18 protein-coding genes are annotated in these 17,245 nt (G+C 48.5%); 8 read left to right on the top strand and 10 right to left on the bottom strand.

The genetic code is table 11. The features are described 5' to 3' along the window. Window positions 1–19: 19 nt before the first annotated feature. From ACO6VG_RS08145 to ACO6VG_RS08130, 4 genes are all read left to right on the top strand, one after another. Window positions 20–1,597, top strand: a complete 1,578-nt coding sequence (locus ACO6VG_RS08145) for a hypothetical protein (protein ID WP_422473439.1) — start codon at window positions 20–22, stop codon at window positions 1,595–1,597. 243 nt (window positions 1,598–1,840) lie between these two features. Further along, a complete protein-coding gene (locus tag ACO6VG_RS08140; protein ID WP_422136467.1) occupies window positions 1,841–2,191 on the top strand; it encodes a hypothetical protein in 351 nt (116 codons plus the stop codon). A 27-nt stretch (window positions 2,192–2,218) separates the two neighbouring features. Further along, on the top strand, window positions 2,219–2,431 hold the full coding sequence (locus tag ACO6VG_RS08135; protein WP_422139627.1) for a hypothetical protein: 213 nt from the start codon (window positions 2,219–2,221) through the stop codon (window positions 2,429–2,431). A gap of 106 nt (window positions 2,432–2,537) precedes the next feature. Beyond that, window positions 2,538–2,720: a HipA family kinase gene (locus tag ACO6VG_RS08130; protein ID WP_422136466.1), complete on the top strand. Its 183-nt coding sequence runs from the start codon at window positions 2,538–2,540 to the stop codon at window positions 2,718–2,720. Window positions 2,721–3,079: 359 nt separating this feature from the next. On the opposite strand, the gene ACO6VG_RS08125 is transcribed toward ACO6VG_RS08130, so the two are convergent. The 4 genes from ACO6VG_RS08125 to ACO6VG_RS08110 form a co-directional block, all read right to left on the bottom strand. After that, a complete protein-coding gene (locus tag ACO6VG_RS08125; protein ID WP_422132667.1) occupies window positions 3,080–4,093 on the bottom strand; it encodes an IS110 family transposase in 1,014 nt (337 codons plus the stop codon). 208 nt (window positions 4,094–4,301) lie between these two features. Continuing rightward, window positions 4,302–5,819 carry an IS1182 family transposase gene (locus ACO6VG_RS08120; protein WP_422137198.1) on the bottom strand — a complete coding sequence of 506 codons (1,518 nt, stop codon included), beginning with the start codon at window positions 5,817–5,819 and terminating at the stop codon, window positions 4,302–4,304. A 242-nt stretch (window positions 5,820–6,061) separates the two neighbouring features. Then, the gene (locus ACO6VG_RS08115) at window positions 6,062–7,018 is read right to left on the bottom strand and encodes a reverse transcriptase domain-containing protein (protein WP_422139187.1); all 957 of its coding nucleotides are present in this window, start codon (window positions 7,016–7,018) and stop codon (window positions 6,062–6,064) included. After that, window positions 6,942–7,370, bottom strand: a complete 429-nt coding sequence (locus tag ACO6VG_RS08110; protein WP_422139188.1) for a hypothetical protein — start codon at window positions 7,368–7,370, stop codon at window positions 6,942–6,944. Before ACO6VG_RS08110 ends, ACO6VG_RS08115 begins: the two co-directional genes overlap by 77 nt. 518 nt (window positions 7,371–7,888) lie before the next feature. Between ACO6VG_RS08110 and ACO6VG_RS08105 the strand changes: the two genes are divergently transcribed. Further along, window positions 7,889–8,374, top strand: a complete 486-nt coding sequence (locus ACO6VG_RS08105) for a hypothetical protein (RefSeq protein WP_422473437.1) — start codon at window positions 7,889–7,891, stop codon at window positions 8,372–8,374. Then, window positions 8,367–8,609, top strand: coding sequence for a DUF6364 family protein (locus tag ACO6VG_RS08100; RefSeq protein ID WP_422411728.1), 243 nt, complete (start codon window positions 8,367–8,369; stop codon window positions 8,607–8,609). The genes ACO6VG_RS08105 and ACO6VG_RS08100 overlap by 8 nt, the downstream gene beginning before the upstream one ends. Before the next feature lie 157 nt (window positions 8,610–8,766). Here the strand turns inward: ACO6VG_RS08100 and ACO6VG_RS08095 are convergent, their stop codons facing one another. Both ACO6VG_RS08095 and ACO6VG_RS08090 read right to left on the bottom strand, forming a co-directional pair. Next, on the bottom strand, window positions 8,767–9,435 hold the full coding sequence (locus tag ACO6VG_RS08095; RefSeq protein ID WP_422136463.1) for an N-acetylmuramoyl-L-alanine amidase: 669 nt from the start codon (window positions 9,433–9,435) through the stop codon (window positions 8,767–8,769). 138 nt (window positions 9,436–9,573) lie between these two features. Then, entirely contained in the window at window positions 9,574–9,885 is a 312-nt protein-coding gene (locus ACO6VG_RS08090) for a hypothetical protein (RefSeq protein WP_422136462.1), read from the bottom strand. Between the two features lie 175 nt (window positions 9,886–10,060). Here ACO6VG_RS08090 and ACO6VG_RS08085 point away from each other — a divergent pair, with 175 nt between their 5' ends. After that, entirely contained in the window at window positions 10,061–10,222 is a 162-nt protein-coding gene (locus ACO6VG_RS08085) for a hypothetical protein (protein ID WP_422136461.1), read from the top strand. Continuing rightward, window positions 10,219–10,683, top strand: a complete 465-nt coding sequence (fliO, locus tag ACO6VG_RS08080) for a flagellar biosynthetic protein FliO (protein ID WP_422136460.1) — start codon at window positions 10,219–10,221, stop codon at window positions 10,681–10,683. The genes ACO6VG_RS08085 and fliO overlap by 4 nt, the downstream gene beginning before the upstream one ends. A 25-nt stretch (window positions 10,684–10,708) precedes the next feature. Here the strand turns inward: fliO and ACO6VG_RS08075 are convergent, their stop codons facing one another. The 4 genes from ACO6VG_RS08075 to ACO6VG_RS08060 form a co-directional block, all read right to left on the bottom strand. Next, the gene (locus ACO6VG_RS08075; protein WP_422136459.1) at window positions 10,709–12,805 is read right to left on the bottom strand and encodes a neutral/alkaline non-lysosomal ceramidase N-terminal domain-containing protein; all 2,097 of its coding nucleotides are present in this window, start codon (window positions 12,803–12,805) and stop codon (window positions 10,709–10,711) included. A 321-nt stretch (window positions 12,806–13,126) separates the two neighbouring features. Beyond that, on the bottom strand, window positions 13,127–13,471 hold the full coding sequence (locus ACO6VG_RS08070; protein ID WP_422136458.1) for a hypothetical protein: 345 nt from the start codon (window positions 13,469–13,471) through the stop codon (window positions 13,127–13,129). A gap of 486 nt (window positions 13,472–13,957) precedes the next feature. Beyond that, window positions 13,958–16,444: an ABC transporter permease gene (locus tag ACO6VG_RS08065; protein ID WP_422136457.1), complete on the bottom strand. Its 2,487-nt coding sequence runs from the start codon at window positions 16,442–16,444 to the stop codon at window positions 13,958–13,960. Continuing rightward, window positions 16,441–17,184: an ABC transporter ATP-binding protein gene (locus ACO6VG_RS08060; RefSeq protein ID WP_422136456.1), complete on the bottom strand. Its 744-nt coding sequence runs from the start codon at window positions 17,182–17,184 to the stop codon at window positions 16,441–16,443. Before ACO6VG_RS08060 ends, ACO6VG_RS08065 begins: the two co-directional genes overlap by 4 nt. Window positions 17,185–17,245 lie beyond the last annotated feature (61 nt).

Genomic DNA, 17,245 nt, shown 5'->3' with positions numbered 1-17,245 from the left:
TTTCTATGGAATCCAGAACATGAGTAGCCTGCAGCTTTATCTGGCACTGTTTGTCGGCCCGCTATTCTTGTTGCACGCTCTGTGTTCACAGGCTCAGTCGGCAACTCAACTTGCCCCGGTGTTGTGCAACTCTCTCACAGGACAAACGGCGGGTGTTCAGCGACGGCTAAAGCAGTATAGTGAGCTTCACCGACGACACTGTCTTGTTCTCAGTGCCAACCAGAAAGAAAATTTAGATGAATTGATCCATCAGGCTCCTGAAAATACGGTGATACTGCTCTCTTCCAAAACGGTTCCTGTCAGAGGTAGAAACCCGGTTGAGTACCTTTTGAAAGATCCGATAGTTTTAAAGGATGGCCAGAGCATTATTGGAGCCGCTGATGACGGTTTTGAAATCGTTATCAAGTTCAGAGGTCACGGAGACTACTATATGGTCAAGGTAGGAACCACTAAAAATTTCCGGTTTGGAGAAAAAAGAGACAGCCATATCAGACACCTTACTTTCCGGCCACTTGGATACACTGCTGGTCACCCAGACGCTGCCCACCCCATACCTAACTCTATTGTTTTCGCAGAATGTTACAACCGGAGACTGATTGTAGAAGACAACATATTCCATCTTCCCAAGAGGTCCGCAATTAATCTTGATTGCAAAGAACCACTGGATGCAACGGCCGATCTCGATCGTCCTGGCCCGGGCCTGCAGTTTGCCAATAACACGGTCAGGGGTTACCTCATCAAGACCTGGTACCTGAACTATATGCCCGAAGATGGGATATTTGTAAATCTTCCTGCTATCAGGAACCAGTTACAGAGAATCACTGTTACTGATAATAGATTCCGGGGCAGAATGGCAGAGGCAGGTGAATTTACTCTCGGGTCCGGAACCCATCTGGATATCTTCAGAAATACCGTAGACATTATCAATGATGGCGTTACTAACACACTTCGCGACGCTCGTGCCCAACGATCGCCCCGGGTGGGAGGCTTTACTCTTATAGGTCATACCGATGCCAATGCAGAGCCTCCTCTCTTTAACCTGGCAGGCAACCGGATCCGGGTAACAGCGCCCGCTATAAACGTCAGCCCCCCTCTTAAGCTGGCCCTGGCCTGTAACCAACTGCAAGCCACCAGTCCATGGCAACAACTGCAACAACACTTCAGCCTGAAAGCTGATGATCCATTACGACTGGGAAGTAAGTGCAAAAAACCGACGACTCCACCCAATGACATGTCAACACCAAGTTCAACGGTTGCCATGCCATCGGCTGGCTCAAGCGTTTCCGTGCCAACAACCATTCCCTATACCATCAGCCAGATTCTAAATACCTGGACGGCCATTAACTCGTCTGCCACGGCCTGTGACGGACTGACCAACTTCGAAGGTCGTTTCTTCTTTGAATCAGCAGTCTGCCCGACAGTCGCTACGACCTCTGCTTTTATTACCGATAGGGCTTTTAGAAGCAACACGATATCTAATAACAGCTTGACCTCCACTTCATCTGGCAGCTTGGCCACCACTTCATCAGCGGATTCAAAAAGAATGACTTGGGGTTTAGGTTTTATAACCATTCTGGCCATATTGCTGGCTCTATAATTGGATGAGGCTCTGATATAAAACAAACTTGGCTCGTCCCAAGCTTGTTAAAGGCAAGGTGACAGCGCACTTAAAAAAACTGCGTGCGTAGGACAGGGAGTATTTCCATAGAATTCTTCAGCATCTCGAAATGACGTATGCTTTTTAGCAAGTATCTCTTTGGTACACCTTGGTTTTCCCTCAACCATCGAATAAACTCCCGCATCGGCCTTAAATTACTTTATAAAAAGTACTTTACCAACCATGAAAACCCGCGACCTGCTCAAACTCCCTGACCTCAAACTAGCTCAGGCCATCAACACCATGAAAGGCAAAGAGTGCGAGAAGCACGCCAGAAACTACACCAGAATTCTGGGCGTAGAGTTTGATAAAGCGGTTATGCACGCCACTTACGCCGCCATGTTCAGTCAGAGTGACGAGCCAGTCGATCTGCGTACTTATAAAGCCATAGTGGATCTGGTGGACAGTGATACTGAATATGGCGAAAAGGAAGCAACAATTCTTACAGCACTGCTGTTAGCTCATATCAACCAAAAAATGAAACGGGTTCAATCCGTTGTTTCGCAAACACCTCCAACATTACCCCTGTCGTAAGAAACTACGGGGAAAAGGAAACCGACGATGCTAATGCAGCTATCGGAGTTTACCAGCACCTTACAAAGGCAAGGAGAGGAAGAGCAAGAATCTTCACAGAAATTCTGGGTAGAGAGTCCGAAAAAGCGACTGTGCAAGCCAACCACGCCACCCTGTTCAGTGAGAACGACAAACCTGCCAAGCCATGCGGCTAAAACCACCTTAGATAGAGTGGTTTTCAACACCGATAGATACGATTAAAAGATAGCCAGAACCGGTTCTTTTGAATTTTAAGTGGGTAAGCAGGCTTCATTCACTCCACTGAAGTCGAGCTTTCCTGTCAGCAAGTACACCATCATCTTGAAGTGTGGCTTCTTATATCCTCTTGCCTATTGACCACAATCTTGCATTTGACCCTGACTTCACCAGGGAATCTTTTTTCAAATATCATGTCTTTAATTCAGAACAGGGCCGAATTTTCAGTGATCTGGCAACCATCGCTGAGTGTAAAGAAAGGATGGAGGTCGCATTAACTGACTTTCATAAATGAGCTGAAACGGCTCAAAATGAGTGGCCTTGGCGGGATCTTGAGGAAAGCATGGTGTTTGACCTAGGAGCCTTATATGGTCCGCCCCGTTTTGCAAGAGCCTGTTTTGTTAATTAGCAAACAAAGATAACTGCAATCATATATACGGCCTATTCATGAGGTCTAACCCTCTGGCCCTGATGGGTATCCGCGCAACCTGGCCTTATCAGTCCGACGGCCTCAAGGGCCAAGACTCCTATCAGGTTTCAGGTTGCCGGTTTTTACCTGTTTGCCATCAACTGTACATGCTCATCGCAATCTGCGGGGGGGGTTCCCCTTTGATTAAGCTTATGCTTTACTTTGCCGCTGCCGCCTTTACCTCATTATGCAGCCTTGTAAACTTCATTTCGGGTCATGATGACCCAGACAATCCGAGCCATTTTATTAGCCAGACCAACGGCGGCAACGTTGTGATTGCTGCGCTCATTAAGTTGGCTAACCCATTTTTTACAGCGGTCATCCTTATTTTTGAGGCAGTGGAGTACCGAACGTGCGCCGTGTATCAATAATGTGCGCAGGTATTTATCACCCCGTTTACTGATGCCCAGCAGGACTGACTTACCGCCTGTGGAATGCTGTCTTGGAACTAATCCCAACCATGCGGCAAGGTGTCGACCAGATTTAAAATACGTCGCATCACCAACGGCTGCCTTCAATGCTGTGGCAGTGATGGCTCCGATACCCGGCATAGTCATCATTCGACGACATTCGTCGTCGTTTTCAGCCAGCTCCTGAATTTTCTGGTCATACTGTTGAATACGCTTGTCAAGACTGGCCAACTCTTCTGATAAACCATGTAGCAGCTCACGAGTCAGCGAATGGAGTCCATTTTCAGCATCTTCCAGAATTCGTGGAAGCTGTGCACGAACTTTACCAATACCCTGGGCAACCACAATACCTTCTTCCAATAGTGACCCCCGGATCTGGTTAACCAGGGCAGTTCTCTGATCAACCGCTTGTTGACGATAGCGGTGCAGAAGTTGCCAGGCCTGCTGCTCTGACGTTTTAACAGGTACAAAACGCATGCTGGGCCGTGAAGCTGCTTCTGCAATCGCTTCAGCATCGTTGTAGTCATTTTTGTTGGTCTTGACATAAGGCTTGACAAATTGAGGTGAAATCAGCTTGACAGTATGCCCATAGTTCTTGAATAACCGAGCCAAATAGTGAGCACCACCACAAGCTTCCATAGCGATAATGCATGGCTCCAGATTTGCCACGTACTCCAAAAGGTTCTTCCTGGACAACTTCTTTCTGATGACTTTGCTACCCTGGTCATCAACACCAAACAGGTGAAAGTTGTTCTTGCCAATATCGATACCAAGTACTGAAATAGTCATGGGTGGTTCGCTCCGGTTAATCCTGTTTAAATGGTTAACTCCATTTTGGCTCATTTGAAGCCGTTTAGGAGGGGCGGACCATCCCATTAGACCGAGAATAGCGCAACCAGACCAACAGAAGTTTTCCCAAATCTTAAAATGAGCAAAAAATATCCAATTATTAGTGGGATTTTGCTCATTTTTGCATATTTATGCCTTCTCACAGCCTCTATGCTGCCTTTTTAGCCTCTTTCAAATCTTCAAGACGGATTGACCTCGTGGAAGCCGCTTTTACAAATTTTTTGATATTATGCGCAGTGCATACCAGTGAAAATTCCGCTGAAACTTTTTCTTTGCCGCGGAGACTGAACCCTCGGAAACCAGATTCTTTTATCTGTCCAAATGGTGGCTCCGCAATAACTTTACGACGCTCATATATGGCTTTCGCACCGGCTGTCTCCATTTTCTTATTCATAGCCTGACGTGCTTTTTCAAACTTATCGGTACGGATAACCCTGCCAGCCTCTTTCTTTGAATCACTGCAATTCCGACGATAAGGGCATTCCCTGCATACCGTCTTGTTTGCCCGGTAGCTTTTTCTTTTGCTTTTGCTGGCCGGGTTCGTTACCAGCTTTTCCCCTGCCGGACAGATAAATACATCAGCTTCGGAATCATACGCAAAATCCGCTTTGACAAACTTCCTGTCAGAGCTTTCAAGGTCGTCAGCGGCAGGCTTCTCCGCCTTGTCGGTTGCGATATAGGCATCAATCTCATGTCGCTCGACTGTATGTAAGTTTGACCCTGAAAAGTAACCATTATCCATACTCCACTTATCTACAGCCGCGCCATCAGTGGCTCCTGATAATGCCCTCAGCGCCGGCTCCACTTCCTGTACATCGTTGGCGTGTTGGCTGACATGCTGGCCAACAATGATCTGGTTATCGGAATCAACTGTAATTTGAGCATTGTAGCTGTACTCACAATACCCCTTCTTGCTCATCATGCGGGCATCGTGATCTGCAAAACTGATCTGCTTTTTGTCGTCTATTGGTTTGTCTGGATTTAAAGCTTTTTCACGTTCTTCAAGTGCTTTCTTGGCCTCTTTGATTTTTTTCAGGCGCTCTTCTTTAAACTGGAGGTCTTCAGGAATGCTGTAACCATTGGTTGCTTTGTAGGCGTCATCTTCTTCCTGATCACACTGACTGGCTTTTTTGATCAGCTCATCCACTTCGGCACTGAGTTCTGCCTCTTTCGCTTTGAGCCTCCCGTAGCTCATGGCCTTGTGTTTTGAGCTGTTGGCTTTGAACTTGGAGCCGTCCAGGCTGATATGACCCAGTGATGCCATTTTGAGTTCAATGGCCAGTTTGACTGACTGTTTGAAGCAGTCATGGAAAAACGACAGATTATCCTTACGAAAGTCACCAAGAACCCTGAAATTCGGGCAGTTCATTTGTGAGATATACATGAACGCCAAGTCTTGTCGACACCGTCGCTCAATCTCACGGGAACTGAAAACACCATGGCTGTATGCGTAGATCAGAATAGCGACAATGAGCTTTGGAGGGTATGCGTGCTGACCAAGGTGGTGATATTTTTTTTCGACTTCAGACGTATTAATGTTCTGAAAAATGCTTTCATAAATAAAACAATCATGATCTTTGGGAAGCAAATCGAAAACGTTGGTTGGGAACAGCAGATGCTGATCAAACTCAACAGGACTGTCCTTAAACTTTGGTGGTGGTGACATTTGGCATAATCAGAGTTGGTTTAAGGCTTATCATAACAGATAAGCCTATTCTCGGTCAGGCTCCTAGGAGCCTGACCGAGAATAGACTGCCCTACTGCGGCGGCAGCAAATTGGTCTGAAAATCCGCTTTTGTTCGTCAAATAGCTCGCTATTCACCGGGTAGAAGGAGCTACCAATTGTAGCTCCAACCCCCTCAGATCCCGGCGTGCGGATTTCCCGCACCGGGCTCTTCGATATTTGACTCACAGCACAGCCATGGATTTCATTGCCATAAAAGGCAGCATTATCCTCGGTTTCTGTAGCGGCAGAAGCTGCTTGAGGTTATGGTACTTTTCCCATGGAATCTTGCCTTTCCGGCATCGGCTACACAGCATCTTGTACCAGTAGCGGTCAACAAACCGGTAAAGCTTCTCCATACTTCGGAAGTTTCCTCCCAGACCGTAATACGCATAATGCCCTCTCAACCGTCGATTGATCGCTGTCACTTGTTCGTGCAGCGGTTCATGGCGTATTCGTCTCAGCAGTTCCTTCAGTTTGGCTATGCTGCGTCTTAGGCGGGATTTTTCCGTTCTCCTTCCCACCATGAAGTTTCCTTTCAGATTCCTTGTGCAGTAGTGCGTAAAGCCAAGGAAGTAAACCGTTTCCGGTCGTCTTCCCCCACGACTGGCAAAACGTCCGAACCTGACTAACCGGGTTTTATCCCGCTCCAGTTTCAACGCAAACTTCTCCAGTCGCTGTGGCAGCACATTCATGAACCGCTCCGCATCACTGCGATACTGAAAACACACCACAAAGTCATCAATGTACCTGATCAGCCATGCCTCGCCTTTTAGCCGAGGCTTGACCATGCACTCGAACCAGAGGTCAAGTACATAATGCAGGTACAGGTTGCTCAGAACTACGCTGATCGGCCCACCCTGAGGCGTACCTTCTTCACACTCTTGCAACTCCCCGGCCTCCATCACCCCGGCTTTCAACCAGCGCCGTATAAGGTTCAGGATTCTGGGATCACCGACCCGGTGTTCCACAAAACGAAGCAGCCATCCATGGTCAAGACTCCCAAAGAAGTTCTTCAAGTCCGCTTCCAGCACCCAGCTGACCTTTCGGCCTGAAACCACCTCGTTAAAAGTGGACAGGGCATGGTGCGCTCCCAGTCGTGGCCTGCCACCCATGGAACAGGGCAAAAAAGTCCTGCTCATAAATAGCATTCAGCACATCAGCAACACTTCGCTGCAAAGCCCGGTCATTGATGCAGGGAACACCCAGAGGGCGCTTTTCCTTTTTTCCCGGCTTGGGTATCCATGCCCTTTTGACCGGCGGTGCCTTGTAGCCTTGCCGATGGATAGACGTCAGTGTCTGTTCCAACCACCGCTTAAAGTCTTTCTTTGTCTCTTCGACAGTCAGCCCATCGACTCCGGGCGATGTGTTGTGTGGAATCTTGTTCAGATTCATACACAGGCTCGCCGGGGTAATATGATGTGCCAGACTTGTAAAGCGAAGTTTCGGATAACTCCGGGCTTTCGCTGCTACCCTCTCCAGTCCCGTTGCCATGGCTGGTTTACCTTCTCACTGCGTAAAAGACCGTAACTCCCTCAGATGTGGAGCCCATGTTTCCCTGGAAAGGCTCAAATACCGCCAGCCGCTTCCCCATGTGACGGGCTCTCCCCGCCTCGGAGTACTATCAGCTGGTCTGACTTCCTGAACGTCATCAAGTCGTTCTTGCTTTACAGGCTCGTCGGACCCTACAGGCTCCGCCTGAACGTTCAGGATCTCCCTTGTTCACGTAAAATCATTCGATAACATGCCGTGGGTACGAACCCCGGAAGCAGTCGGGATGCCTTGTCATTAGCGGAGCTCCCGACTTCCGCTTTCCCCATTGAGAAAGAAGGTCAGCTACTTCAACCACGTTCAATTTCGGGGCTAATTATCCCTTAGCAGACGTTACGGCCTGTTATCACCCTGTCTACGCTTCGCAGTAGTCGTTACCTTCTACCACGCAAGACTCGGTACACGGCTGCCGACCACAGCTTTACCGCGATGACCATTTCAGGCCACAAGATTTTACGCGCTTGCAAGGCGCAATCCTCACAAAACCGAATTTTCATCCTCAATTTTCTGCCGTCCTCGCTACGGGCGCTATTCTCGGTCAGGCTCCTAGGGTGGGACACTTTCTCCGCAGCTTAAATCTGCGCCATCAATTCAAGAAGGAAAAAATCGGTACTCTGTACCCTGTTACTATGCCGTTAGTGCAGATTACGGAAGAGAATCGGTTAAGAGCGATTCAGCCTCTGCATTTTGAACGTACTGAGCCGGAAAAAATTATTGAGCACGGAAACCTCTGGATTGGCAAACTGAGCACTTTACAAGAGCTTAATGAACTGCCGGAAGACATTCTGATTCCAGTAGAAAAGCCCGTGGTGCATAAAGGCGATGTTCAAAAAGCCTGGACAATGGTTCAGAACAGGTTAAAAGATTTTGGTGATATTGCTGATGCCAGCAATGAGACAGCAATAGAAAAATTTGCCAAAGGTACGTCAAGAAACCATTATGCATAAACTTACCTTATGGATGAAAGCCAAGCTTGTTGAGCCAGCCGAAGAATATGCTGCCAACCAGGGTAAATCTCTGTCTCAACGGGTAGCTGATTATTTTAATGCGCTAATCCTTGGGGAATCTGATGCCACCAAAAAGCTCACCCCTCTCACACAGAGTCTCAGGGGTGTTATGGCGGATTCTGAAGTATCAAACGAGGAGGATTACAAAAAATACCTTGAGGATAAGTATCTGTAAACATTCTGGTCGAGACCAATATTATCCTGAACGTACTTCTTGACCGCTCTCCCTTTTTAGCCAGCTCTTTTAGCGATTACGAAGACAGTGTGCTTCATGCTTCTGCAATTCAGGCTGGCGCAGAAGCTATTATCACTCGTAATGCCAAAGACTTTACTTATGAACGAGACCCGGCCTCCTTCTGAATCAGTCTGACCGACGTTTCTGTTAACTCGTTAATACTTTGCCAGAAGAGCACTCGCTGCTCTCTATCGTCAGGTTCCAGTGGCTGAAGTCTTTTAAGCGAAGCCTGAAGCTCCTTCGGGCAAACTGATTCGCGTACGGGTCGGGGTTGGTCAGGATAGCTATCGCTAAAAAAACGATCCCAATCAAAGTAACAACCCGGATCAGCCTTTCCCCTGAAACCGGCTATCTGTTCATGGCCAAGAATCCGTTGTGGATCATTCAAACTCGGGTAGTGCTTCTGCAAGTGTTGAATCACATCTTTCAGAGCAGAATATTGTGCATCGGTGAAAGGGAAAACATTCCCATTGAAGTTAACCAACTCTATTCCAATGGCAAAATCGTTGAATGTTTCTTTTTCCTGCCAGCGGCTGACGCCTGCATGCCAGGCTCTGTGAGCCGTACCATTCAGGCAACTGACCAGCTCGTAGACGGTACCGTCCAGATCAATTACCAGGTGAGCTGAAACCTCACACCCCTTACTCGAGACGATGTCCAGCGTACCCTGGAGATCCACAGCCGTATAATGCAAGATCAGAAACTCTACTGGAATTTCCCGGTCATCAAAGTTAGGGCTGGGATGTGAAGTGAAACTTAGAACCATTAATTTGCCTGTAAAAAACCTGGAGTCCGTTGAATTTATAGACTAACCAGCCCACTGCTCTGAGATCAAGGGCGCATTTTAATTGAGCCATGGCCAGTTTTTCAAATGAATGTTTGCAGGATTCAGAACCGATCAACTTCATCTCTTGTTACTTTTCTGATAGCCCTCAATGGCTTCCTGACGACGTTTGCTGACCGCCAGCTGTTCCTGTACACGATCTCGTTCCAGCTGGCAGGCCAATATCATTTCCCGGTAGAGCGCTTGGAGCTCTTTGAGAAGCGCCTTCACCTCTTCGGAGGGGGCTGAGCCACTTTCCAGAGCTTCTTCAATTACCTGACGGGCTTCAGTATCCAGAGCTTCCAGCGTTGTCCAGTCCCGGTTACGGATAGCCTCCCCGAGATTAAAAATGGACTCCCGGAGTTTCCCTTTGGTAATGTCAGGTTTTTTCATCGGTAACCTCTTTACCATCAGCGATGCCAGCCTGAGCCTGAGTGTAGACAGTCATGCTAACGCCATCTGTCATGTGGATTATCCAGAACGATGATCACTCCCATTTATATCGTTGAGTTACTACTATTGTTTATCTTCGGCACATTATTGGTCAACAAGACTTAATACAGTAGACATGACAGCATTACCCTTCAATGATGTGCCTGCACACAAAGCTGTACTGCTTTGGATTATGCAGGCTCTCTCCTGGAATTTTCGCTTCATGCTTTCCCGTGAATATGATAAGAATGGAATGAAGGTGCGTGGACCATTCAAGCGCGAGCAGGAGGCTGCGTGAAAAAACTGTTTTTTTATCTGAAAAGTCTTTCTTTGCTCTCAGGATTTAAAAAATATCCTTATGGGCTCAATCTGCTTTTACTGTCCGGTTTTTCAGCGATTGCTTTTGCAGAAGTAACAACAGACAAGCCAGCCGACCTGAGTCTCACTCAGGTTATTGCGCCTCTGTTTTTTGTCATTGTGCTGATATTTGCCCTGGCCTGGATCGTAAAGAAATTGAACATAGGCACACCCGCCGTTGGCCAGGGAATAAAAGTAGTCTCAAGCGTTCCGGTTTCCAGCCAGGCCAGGGTCTGTCTGATTCGTATAGGCGAAAAAGATATATTGCTGGGAGTCACCAACCAGCAAGTCAATTTGATTCACAGGTTTGATGAATCCCCCCTGCCGCCTGATAACAGGCAAAACCAGCAGGATTTTGCCGTTCAGTTCAAAAACCTGCTAAAAGGTGGAAACTCAAAGTAAGCCGCTACCTTATTTCCTGCTCATTTTATCTTTCACAGGAACGACCTCTTTCCAATCCTGAAAAAGTATTGAGTAAAGATCTCGAGTGGGCGTCAGGATCATGAGCAGAATAATAGAATTCCCCTGATATCGACTCATAGTGTTTTTTCAGTAAACGCCCTCTGGGAATGACCGTGTAATATTCACCGCGAATGACAATGCGATATAAACCTTCTTTGTCGTACATATCGGGTATCCACTCGACGGTAGCCACTCCCGCCTGCCATTGGAACCGGGTAGTCCAGTCATCATCTGTGGCAACTGTATCCCATGATCCTGTGCAGTCATTCTTCCTCTGCACATAAAAAAAACTATCGAGATCCATGCCTGATCTTGGGTGTGATGCAATATATTGAAGCTTCACTGACTGGCCTGAGTGAATATTATCCTGACTGTCAGTTATTATACTTCCGTATTGGCTATGTTCTTTTTCCGGGATGTTATCCATACGAACATCGTCGTACAGATAACTCAAATCCAACGGCATTGCTTCATCCGAAGGAGGCTGCTCCTCTTTACTCAATTGCCTGGAAAGACTTGAAAAAGCCTGAATCATGGCACTGAGCTCCCATGGACCGAATAAGGTGGATGCTCCCTCATAGTGCTGTTTGTAGAACTCCTCTGCTGTGGTCAAATAGCTGGCATAATCGTTGGAATACCCGGCGATGACAATATGCCTGTCAGGAATCCCTGAAAGTTTTGACAATCTTTTTCGAAGCCGTCTTCCAGCCATAACTGTCGGCTCAACAGGCAAGGCAGCAATCTGAAAATTGCCCAGCCGAGCCAGCATCAAGGGCAGGACTTCGGGGACCCAGGGCTGGTTAATGACTTCCCGGTGCATATTGCCTGAGGGAAACACATCATTGAAATAGTGAAAGTTTTTCCGACTTCCCAATGACAGCATGACCGGCTTGGGCTTCTGACATATCAGTTCTTGTTCGGACGGCGAGGTCAGAAAATCGGTTACCATTCTGATCCACCATTGCTCATTCTTGCGGCCTTCATAGGCCCCAAGTAACAACCTCACAAAATAGGGCGGCCGACCATCTTCCGTGCCTGCGGCAAAACTGTATCCCATAGCTGGATTGCAGGTTGTTACTTGCTTCTGCTGCCCTGAATATTCTTGCCGGACTTCGTAGTTGGAAAAGTCCACCCAGTTATGCACCGACTCAATGGGTCCATAAACTCTGTTGCCTCTGGCATTAAAAAGTTCCAGGGCTTTTTTAAACTGTCTTTGACCGATCTCCCTGACATTTTCTTCGGGCGTTTTGCCGGGCCCGGTGCCATCAAGATTCAGGTTAGGTGTCATGTCCCCGGCATTGGTTTGTGGAAAGGCTGCAATGAAAGAATCCACTCCCCAGTTGTACTTTGCATAGCGTTCAAAAGCCCAGCTGGCATAGCCTTTGTTGTCACTGCTCAACAGGAGATTACTGCGGGGATAGGAGACTGCATGGGTTGCAAACCAGGTGATAGCACCTAATGGCCTACCGCCCCGGGCAAACCTGAGTTGCTGAACAAACCGGTCAATAGAACCTCGCCGGCTGGCATCTACATTGTTTTCATAGGCAGACAGGGACCGATTGCGGCTGGCATTGTCCAATAACCCCGTTTTCATCCGGATCTCAGAAGGAGCAAGGTCTTCATGGGCCATCCTGATGGCCTGGATAATGCCCGACACCATCTTTTCAAAAGCCCGGTCATCGAATACGCCATAGGGCATATTGTATAGAAAATGGTGAGACTGACCGGCTGCGGCACTGTGGGTATGAGTCGCTGACAGGATGACGTTGTGGCGGTTATAAAGAGAACCAAACTCTTGTTCCAACCGAGTTAGAACCGCCTGATAAACACTGGCAAAAACCGCTCCCGCATCAATGACCACAATAGCAAGACGATGGCTCTCTCTTCCCTGACTCACTATAAAGGCTCTGGCCCACTGCCGATCATTGATTCCAGCACTTATCTGGCTGCTGTCGGCATATCCCATCATGCCACTGCCTACTGCCGAGCCTGTGATGTCTGCTTTACTGACCCCGACCCAATAGGAAGCATTGACCCAGGTTGCCAAAAAGAGAAGTATCAAAAAAAGACTGCCGGAAGAAAAAGTAAACCGGTTCATAAAATTCCCTATCCGTTCAGAAGAGCGGAGTATAGCTAGCTCTCAGATCAGACAAAGCCCATGGGACAGTCAATTGGGGAAAACTACCATAAAAAACCACAACAAAGACACAGTTATCCAACAAGTTATCCACAGGTTGCAGGTAAAACTCTGGTACCCATCCGCTATCTCAAACTCTAGAGGCCGGTTTTCGGGGGGATGCGTTCCCACGCCTGGCGGGAACGAGTTGCAGGAGCTTTGCGAAACGCTCTTTAAGGTGGGAAGAATATCAATTCCACTGGATCGCTATTGCTTCATCATCATGCCGACCAGTTGCAGCATCTGCATTTCTGTCTGGCAAATTCTCTGAAGATCTTCCTGGGTCTCCCGGCTCATATCACCCAATCGATCATTCATTTCATCCTGTCCATGCCATTTTTCAACGGCCATATCTTCCGGGTAAGCCGCCAGCAGTCTGTTATGGAGTCCCTGCTGCTTTTCCCAGAGGACACTCAGCATAATGATAAGAATGGGAGGAGCCTGCCCCGTCAGGGAACGAAGCTTGATATAGGTCCAATACAACTGAGCAATCCGAAAAGTGCTGTTGCGCAGACACAAAAGGGATAGATAAGCTTCTTCCTGATCAGTCATGGAGTGTCTCCTCAGTCCATATAGAACACCCGGAACTCGTTATCAGAAGACTTACGGCTGTCTTCAGGCTTGAGCAATACTGCGGATGAAGATCACTTCGACAGCGTTCAGAAAGTGATCCGTAAAATCACTGTAACATGGACATCATAAATGCCCATAGAGAAAATCGACCCGTTTTCCAGCATCTGAACAGAAGGCACAGATGACCGGAAAAACCACTGCTTCAAAAAAGTTATCCACTTTTCCACAAAAACCCTGATCAAACCCCTGAATGAACTGTGGATAAGTGAGAAACTTCCTCTGAATCTGGCTTCATTGAAGAACTGATCAAAAAACAACCAGCTCATCAATGAATCACTCCCTGCCAACCAGTGGGTGTCGCAAAACTCTAACAGCAAAACTCTAACAACTCGTTCTCACGCTCTGAGGGTGTCGCGAAACTCTCTTCGCCGTGGGAACGAGCTGTTGAAGTTTTGCAACATAAAACTACTTGAGAACAACGCCAGGCGACTGCCTTAGCACACGTCTGATGCCAAGCCAGCCCGATAGGCCAATCAGCAAGGCACTGACAATGGGAAGCGTAAACCAGAGCCAGATAGCTGGCTGCCAGGATAGCTCAAAGACCTGCACATTCAACCACCCGCTACAGATTTCTGTGCCCACCACAGCCATCATGCCGGAGAATGCCCCCAGAATGAAAAACTCGCCTACCTGCATGATCACAAGTTGCTTTCTGCTGCCACCCAGAGATCGAATCAGAGCCCCTTCACGCAGTCGGGTATCAAGACTGGCTTCTATGGCCGATGCCAGAACCAGTAAACCCGCCAGTAATAGCGCCAGAAGCATGGCTTCCACCGCAAGAATGGATTGCTCAAGCATCACCTGCACCTGACTGATAACAGCGTCCATATCCAGCAGACTGATGGTTGGAAACTGTCGAACCAGTTCATTCAACACCAGCCGATCCTGCTGTGGCAGATAAAAACTGTTCAGCCAGGTCGCTGGCAAACCTTTCAGCGAGGCTTCTGGCAAAATCATGTAAAAGTTGGGTTGGAAAGACTCCCACTGAACTTCCCTGATACTGGTGACTTTGGCAGTCACTTTAGTACCTGCAATCATAAACGTCAGTTCATCACCCAACCCAACCCCCAGATGCTCAACAATAGACCTCTCAATGGAAATCTCACCGGTATCACCCGGTTGCCACCACTCCCCTGCCACTACCTCGACTTCAGATGAGGGCTGGTCTGACCAGGTCATGTTCAGCTCACGATGCAGGGAGTTATGATTCCTCTGCTCTTCTGAAACAGCCTCTTTGGCCGAGAGTCCATTGATTTCAATCAGTCGACCCCGAACCATAGGATAGAGAGTGGTTCCGTTTATATCATTGCTCTGCAAGAAGTTCTGAAAGGATTTCACTTCTGCTGGCTGAATATTGATCGCAAAGTAGTTGGGGGTTTTCTCAGGTAATTGTTGTTGCCAGCGTTCCAGCAAATCCGTTCTTACCAAAAGCACCAGAGCCATAGCCATGAACGTCAGGGTGAAAGCTGTTAACTGGGCAGACGTTTGTCCCTGTTCCTGAAGCAGACGTTTCAGACCAAGCCGCCAGGGCATGGGTACGGGTTGCCCAGACAAGCGACGATGAACGCTTGTTAGTCCGGCTTTGATCGCCAGCGTGATGAGTAATATGACGGCGCTGACTCCAAGAATCATTCCCACTGTCATCAACAACTGGCCTGTGTGATACCAGAGCAGCATCAGCATGGTAATCAGAGACAACCCATACACCGACCAGACGCTTGCGGCGGCTGGTGTCAGCTCACGCCTGAGTACCCTCAGTGGCGTAACGTCCCTCAGTCTCAGTAATGGCGCCAGGCCAAATCCGACCAGTGTAATAATGCCGGTCAAACCACCCACTATCATGGGCACAGGACCGGCCTCAGGGAGCCATGGGGGCAAAACATTCGCCAGCAGTTTGACCACCCCCGCCTGTAACAGCCAGCCAATGATGACACCGGGTATTGAAACCAGAACAGCCATCCAGAGCAGTTCTCCGACAAAAATCTGCATAAGCTGATTCTGCTGTGCGCCCATGCACCGCATCACTGCGATACCATCAAAGCGTCGTTCAGCAAATCGACGGCTGGACATAGCAACCGCAATACCGGCCAGAAGCATGGCCGCAATACTGCCCAGTCCCAGAAACTGCTTTAACAGGACGACAGAACCGCGCAGGTCTTCACGATCGTCTTCTGCCAGATTCAGTTTTTCGCTGTCGGATAAAAGGGGCTCAACCTTACTTTTAAATATGGCCAGCTGTTCTGCTTCACCTGCAATCAATGTTTTCCAGTGAACCCGACTTCCCGGCTGGATAATTCCAGTCGCATCCAGATCGTTGATGTTAAACATCAGACGGGGTGACAGACTGTAAAAGCCACTGCCACGATCGGTTTCCAGAGTGATCGCTCGCGCGACTTTGAACTCTGCTTCCCCTAGCAGAAGGGTGTCGCCCACTTCCACTTCCAATAGTGGAAACAGTCTGGGTTCCAACCAGACTTCTCCTTCTCCGGGCGTATCCTCAGTCACTTCATCCGCTACAAAAGGCTGATCAGCCGTTCGCATGTGTCCACGCAGAGGATAATTAAGGGTGACTGCTTTTGCTGACACCAGCTGCATCTGGTCTCCAGCCATAACCACCGACGGAAATTCCAGAACAGTGGCTTGTTCAACAGGTTCGTTCTCTATGGCCTGACTGACCTGTTCAGACAGCTTTTTGGAACTGCTGATGACCAGATCCGCACCCATCACTTCGGCTACCTGTCGACCCAATGAAAGCTGAAGCCTGTCACTGAAAATCGCAATAGAGGTGCTGACGCTCACGGCCATCAGAAGGGATAACATCAACAGCCAGAGTTCACCGGATCGCCAGTCCCTCAGCAGAAAACGCCACGAAAGCAAAAGACTTTGACTCATTTCAGTGCTCCGGGATGTTCAACTTGCTTTTCTTCAGCCTTCGCTTTGGCTATCTCTTCTTCCAGATGCCCCCGGGTCAACTTTAAAACTCGTTGACAGCGGTGGGCCAACTGCAAATCGTGAGTCACCAGAACCAGTGTCGTTTTGTTCTCACGGTTCACCTCGAAGAGCAAGTCGATAATGCTTTCCCCGGTTTTCTCATCCAAGTTGCCCGTCGGTTCGTCAGCAAACAATATCTCCGGCTGCCCGGCAAAAGCTCTGGCAATGGCAACCCGCTGCTGCTCTCCGCCGGATAGCTGTTTTGGGTAGTGGCTCAGCCTTTCAGATAAACCCACCCTGTCGAGTAACGTTCTGGCATCTGCCTCTGCGTTCTCTTTTCCTGCCAGTTCCAGGGGTAACATGACGTTTTCCAGAGCCGTCAGATTAGGCAGAAGATGGAAAGACTGAAAAACAAAACCGGTATGATCGGCCCTGACCCGGGCTCTGCCGTCTTCATCGAGATGATCAATCCGGTTACCAGCCAGAGCCACCTCGCCTTCAGTAGGCCGATCAAGACCGGCAAGAATGCCCAACAGAGTGGATTTTCCGGACCCTGAAGTCCCGATGATGGCGACAGACTCTCCGGACTTGATCTTGAGATCGAGTCCGGACAAGATGGTGAGCGAACCACTCTGGGCTGTCACTGTTTTACTCAGGGATTGTGCCGAAACGGCAATGGAGGATTCTGTGCTAATGGTCATACGCAGTTGTTTGCCGATGTTTAAATTAATTGTTATTGGGCGGTTGTGTTCCGTGAAAAAT

Source organism: Endozoicomonas sp. ALB032 (assembly GCF_049310125.1).
Taxonomy (GTDB): Bacteria; Pseudomonadota; Gammaproteobacteria; order Pseudomonadales; family Endozoicomonadaceae; genus Endozoicomonas_A.
The sequence above is the reverse complement of the archived record's forward strand: the minus strand, read 5'-3'. Positions and strand labels throughout refer to the sequence as shown.